Consider the following 4475-nt stretch of genomic DNA (forward strand, 5'->3'; position numbering starts at 1 on the left):
GTCAGGCACATAAGCTAAATCGTATTTTAAAAATGTATCAAAAGTATATCGGCCATCCTGTTTATGTGGATACGGGGGCGGTGGTTTCTGAGCAAACTAAAGGCGATCGCAACTGGGCAATTTCTTATTTATTGCGTAATTTTGGCATGATTTCTGGTGACATAAAAGAAACATTGCAACTCTATTTACAACAATGTTCTGTGATTATTAGTTGTCGTGATTTGGCAATTATGGCTGCCACATTAGCGAATAATGGCACTAACCCCATGACGGGAAAACAAGGGATTAATCCTGATTATATTCAAGATTTATTGAGTGTTATGTTCACTTGTGGAATGTATGATTTTGCAGGAGAATGGGCGTATAAAGTGGGGTTTCCAGCCAAAAGTGGTGTGGGGGGTGGTATTTTAGCAGTGGTTCCTGGGGTGATGGGAATTGCTGTCTTTTCTCCACCTTTAGATCAACGGGGGAATAGTATCAGAGGGATTAAAGTTTGTGAGGAATTATCTCATCATTTTCGTTTACATATTTTTGAGCCCAATTTCTTCTCCAATTGAAAAGAATTATTGAGGAAATTTACATTGATTTGTATCTCAATATTACTTTCTGCTGTTCCTTTTGTAATATGAGGTATGCCCGCTTCTCCTGCTAATTTTATCCCAAATTTTAAGGTGATTTCATCCACTTCAGCAGCAGCAAAATTCTTAAATGAATTTAGGGTATATTCTGCACATTCTCGGATCATTTGTTGTGCTTGATCGAGTTGTTGACTAACATTAATGGGTAATCCTCCCATCTCATCAATTCCGTCATCTTCTTCAGGGGAAATGATAATAGAGTTAGGATTAATATCAATATTATCTAATCCTTGATCGGTTTCAAAATAGAGTTTTGTTGTCATTTTTTTAGGTTCTATATTGTTTTACGTGCTATCGAGTGAGCAAGATGCTCACATTACTATTTACTGTACAAATAGTATCAGTATCTAAGAACACTTTGTTAATTGTAAAATAATTTGAAGCGTATAATGATTAAATTTTATAAAATTAATGTACTGAAACTCTTATTATTCCTTCTAAAATAGAAGCTGTCGTATTTATCAGACTTATAATGACAAAATATGCTCTAATTATTGCTATTCCTGAATATAGTTATGCTTATAAAAATAAACCTCTTCCAAAAACAACTCAAGATGCAGAGGCGATCGCTCAATTATTACATCAATATGGAGATTATGACATAACTAGATTTCCGAGAAAAGGAAATGCTGAGACAGCAGAGTACGAGATGAAAGCAGGAAAAGTAACAGATGAGGATTTATATAATGAATTAAAACTGTTTTTAACTAAAAAAGCCAATAATCAACCAGCTTTGATTTATTTTACCGGTCATGGGTTTACAATTTGCGATCGCTTAGGAAGAGAAAAGGGATATTTAGCTACTTCAAATTGTCAGGTAGTAATCAAAGATAATAAAAGAATTGAAGAAAAAAAATAGTTTTCCGTTAGAAGATTTAAACTATTTAATTGAACAAGCAAATTTGAGTGAATTAGTTTTATTATTAGATTGTTGTCATAGTGGTAACTATATTGAAACCCATTTAATGCAAAAGAGTTTGAATACATTTGAATATAAACAGAATTATACGACGACATTTACCGCCTCTCAGGGCTTATTATTGATGATCCCCAACCTCTACAAAATAGCCGGGGAACTCACCGCCACCGTGATCCATGTGGCCGCGCGATCGCTGGCCGCCCAAGCCTTGTCTATTTTCGGGGATCATGGGGATGTCATGGCCGCCCGTAGTACCGGGTTAGCCTTGATCGCCTCTGCATCCGTGCAAGAAGCCCAAGACTTTTGCCGCCATCACCACCGCCGCCAGTTATGAAAGTCGAGTCGCCGGACTGCACTTTTTTGATGGGTTTCGCACCTCCCACGAAGTGCAGAAAGTGGAGTTATTGGATGATGCGGTACTGCGATCGCTGATCAAAGACGAATGGGTGATCGCCCATAGAGAAAGGGCCCTAACCCCGGATCGCCCGGTTATTCGGGGAACGGCCCAAAACCCTGATGTCTACTTCCAAGCCAGAGAAACCGTCAACCCCTTCTATGCAGCCTATCCGAACATTTTACAGACAACCATGGATCGCTTTGCCCAACTGACGGGAAGGCAATATCAACTCTATGAATATCATGGTGATCCTGAAGCCGAAAAAGTCATTATTTTAATGGGTTCCGGTTGTGAAACCGTTCACGAAACTGTCGATTATTTATTAACTCAAGGGGAAAAAGTTGGGGTTTTAAAAGTCCGTTTATATCGTCCCTTTGCTGCTGAAAAATTAATTGAAGCGTTACCAAAAACCGTTAAAAAAATTGCTGTTTTAGATCGCACCAAAGAACCCGGTTCAGCCGGAGAACCGTTATATCTTGATGTGGTAACAGGGTTGATGGAATGTTATCAAGAAATGCCCTTACCAAAAATCGTTGGGGGACGCTATGGTTTATCTTCAAAAGAGTTTACCTCGGCTATGGTTAAAGGGGTGTTTGATAACTTAGCTTTAGATCACCCCAAAAATCATTTTACTATCGGTATTAACGATGATCTCAGCCATACCAGTCTTGAGTATGATGCCAACTTTTCTACCGAACCCGACAATGTGGTGAGGGCAATTTTCTATGGGTTAGGCTCAGATGGAACCGTCGGTGCTAACAAAAACTCCATTAAAATTATTGGAGAAGAAACCGATAACTATGCTCAAGGATATTTCGTTTACGACTCCAAAAAATCCGGCTCTGTTACTGTCTCTCACCTGCGCTTTGGACCCAACCCGATCAAGTCCACTTACTTAGTCACGAAAGCCAACTTTATTGCTTGTCATCAATGGGAATTTTTAGAAAAATTTGACCTTTTAGAACCCGCCATTGAAGGAGCAACCTTTCTGATCAATAGTCCCTACCAACCCGACTATGTGTGGCAACAGTTACCCCGTCTGGTGCAAGACCATATTATTAACAAAAACATCAATGTTTATGTTATCAACGCCTATGAAGTGGCCAGAAATGCAGGGATGGGTGGCAGAATAAACACCGTCATGCAAGTATGCTTTTTTGCCCTTGCCAATGTACTCCCCAGAGAAGAAGCGATCGCCCAGATCAAAAAATACATCCGCAAAACCTACGGCAAGAAAGGGGAAGACATTGTACAGATGAACATTAAAGCCGTTGACGCTGCTTTAGATCATCTCCATCAAGTTACCATACCTAACGCCATCGATGAAAACGCCGGAGACATCCATAATCCCATCCCAGATACTGCCCCGGCATTCATTCGAGATGTGTTAGGTAAAATGATGGCCCGACAAGGGGAAGACATCCCCGTCAGCGCGTTACCCTGTGATGGTACTTACCCCAGTGGGACCGCAAAATGGGAAAAACGCAACGTTGCCCAAGAAGTCCCCGTCTGGGATGAAGATGTCTGCGTTCAATGTGGTAAATGTGTTCTGGTTTGTCCCCATGCGGTGATACGGTCTAAAGTGTATGAAGAAGCCGCCTTAACTAACGCCCCGGCCAGCTTCAAAAGTGCGCCAGCCAAGGACTTAGACTGGAAGAAAACGAACCTTAAGTTTACCATCCAAGTGGCAGCGGAAGACTGTACCGGTTGCGGTATCTGCGTTGATGTTTGCCCGGCCAAAAATAAATCCCAACCCAAACTAAAAGCCATTAATATGGCCCACAGTTACCGATCAGGGAACAAGAACGAGAAAACTGGGATTATTTCCTCTCTATTGCCAACCCAGACCGAAATACCCTGAAACTCAACAAAATCAGCCATCAACAGATGCAAGAACCCTTATTTGAGTTTTCCGGGGCCTGTGCCGGCTGTGGCGAAACCCCTTATATTAAGTTAGCCACTCAGTTATTCGGCGATCGCATGGTGGTAGCCAACGCCACGGGATGTTCTTCTATCTATGGCGGTAACTTACCCACCACACCCTGGACCCATAACCAAGAAGGACGGGGCCCCGGCCTGGTCTAACTCACTCTTTGAAGATAACGCAGAATTCGGGTTAGGGTTCCGTGTTTCCATTGATAAACAAGCAGAGTTTGCCACTGAGTTAGTCAAAAGTCTTGCTTCTGACATCGGAGAAACCCTCGCTACAGGCATTTTAACCGCGCAACAGAAAGATGAAGCCGACATCTTTGAACAACGGGAACGAGTCGCTATCCTCAAACACCGTTTAGGGGAGTTAAGCAACAGTAACTTAGATGAGTCGATGCAAGCTAAAGTTACCATGTTGCAGTCTGTCGCCGACTATTTAGTTAAAAAGAGTGTTTGGATCATCGGCGGTGACGGTTGGGCCTATGATATTGGATATGGTGGGTTAGACCATGTCTTAGCCAGTGGCCGCAACGTCAATATTTTGGTCATGGACACGGAAGTTTATTCTAACACCGGGGGACAAGCGTCTAAA

General features: G+C 41.9%; 3 protein-coding genes and 1 pseudogene. 3 read left to right on the forward strand and 1 reads right to left on the reverse strand.

Annotated features, from left to right (window positions below; genetic code table 11):
• Positions 1-557 (forward strand): glutaminase (locus C4E06_RS27105; protein WP_198649088.1); only part of this gene is annotated, 557 nt, incomplete at its 5' end.
• On the opposite strand, the gene C4E06_RS27110 is transcribed toward C4E06_RS27105, so the two are convergent.
• Entirely contained in the window at positions 512-901 is a 390-nt protein-coding gene (locus C4E06_RS27110; protein WP_107671417.1) for a CU044_2847 family protein, read from the reverse strand. The two genes, C4E06_RS27105 and C4E06_RS27110, sit on opposite strands and share 46 nt — an antisense overlap.
• Before the next feature lie 209 nt (positions 902-1110).
• On the opposite strand from C4E06_RS27110, the gene C4E06_RS27115 reads away from it, so the two are divergent.
• Together C4E06_RS27115 and nifJ are read left to right on the forward strand one after the other, a co-directional pair.
• Positions 1111-1497, forward strand: coding sequence for a caspase family protein (locus C4E06_RS27115; protein WP_107671418.1), 387 nt, complete (start codon positions 1111-1113; stop codon positions 1495-1497).
• 148 nt (positions 1498-1645) lie between these two features.
• Positions 1646-4475: pseudogene (gene nifJ / locus C4E06_RS27120) on the forward strand (pyruvate:ferredoxin (flavodoxin) oxidoreductase); the annotation flags it as partial.

This window comes from Cyanothece sp. BG0011 (assembly GCF_003013815.1).
In the GTDB taxonomy this organism is placed as follows: Bacteria; Cyanobacteriota; Cyanobacteriia; order Cyanobacteriales; family Microcystaceae; genus Crocosphaera.

What these genes read in the sequence shown, in the direction of transcription:
- C4E06_RS27110 (WP_107671417.1), bottom strand. Translation starts at nt 901, where the DNA reads ATGACAACAAAACTCTATTTTGAAACCGATCAAGGATTAGATAATATT.
- C4E06_RS27115 (WP_107671418.1), top strand. Translation starts at nt 1,111, where the DNA reads ATGACAAAATATGCTCTAATTATTGCTATTCCTGAATATAGTTATGCT.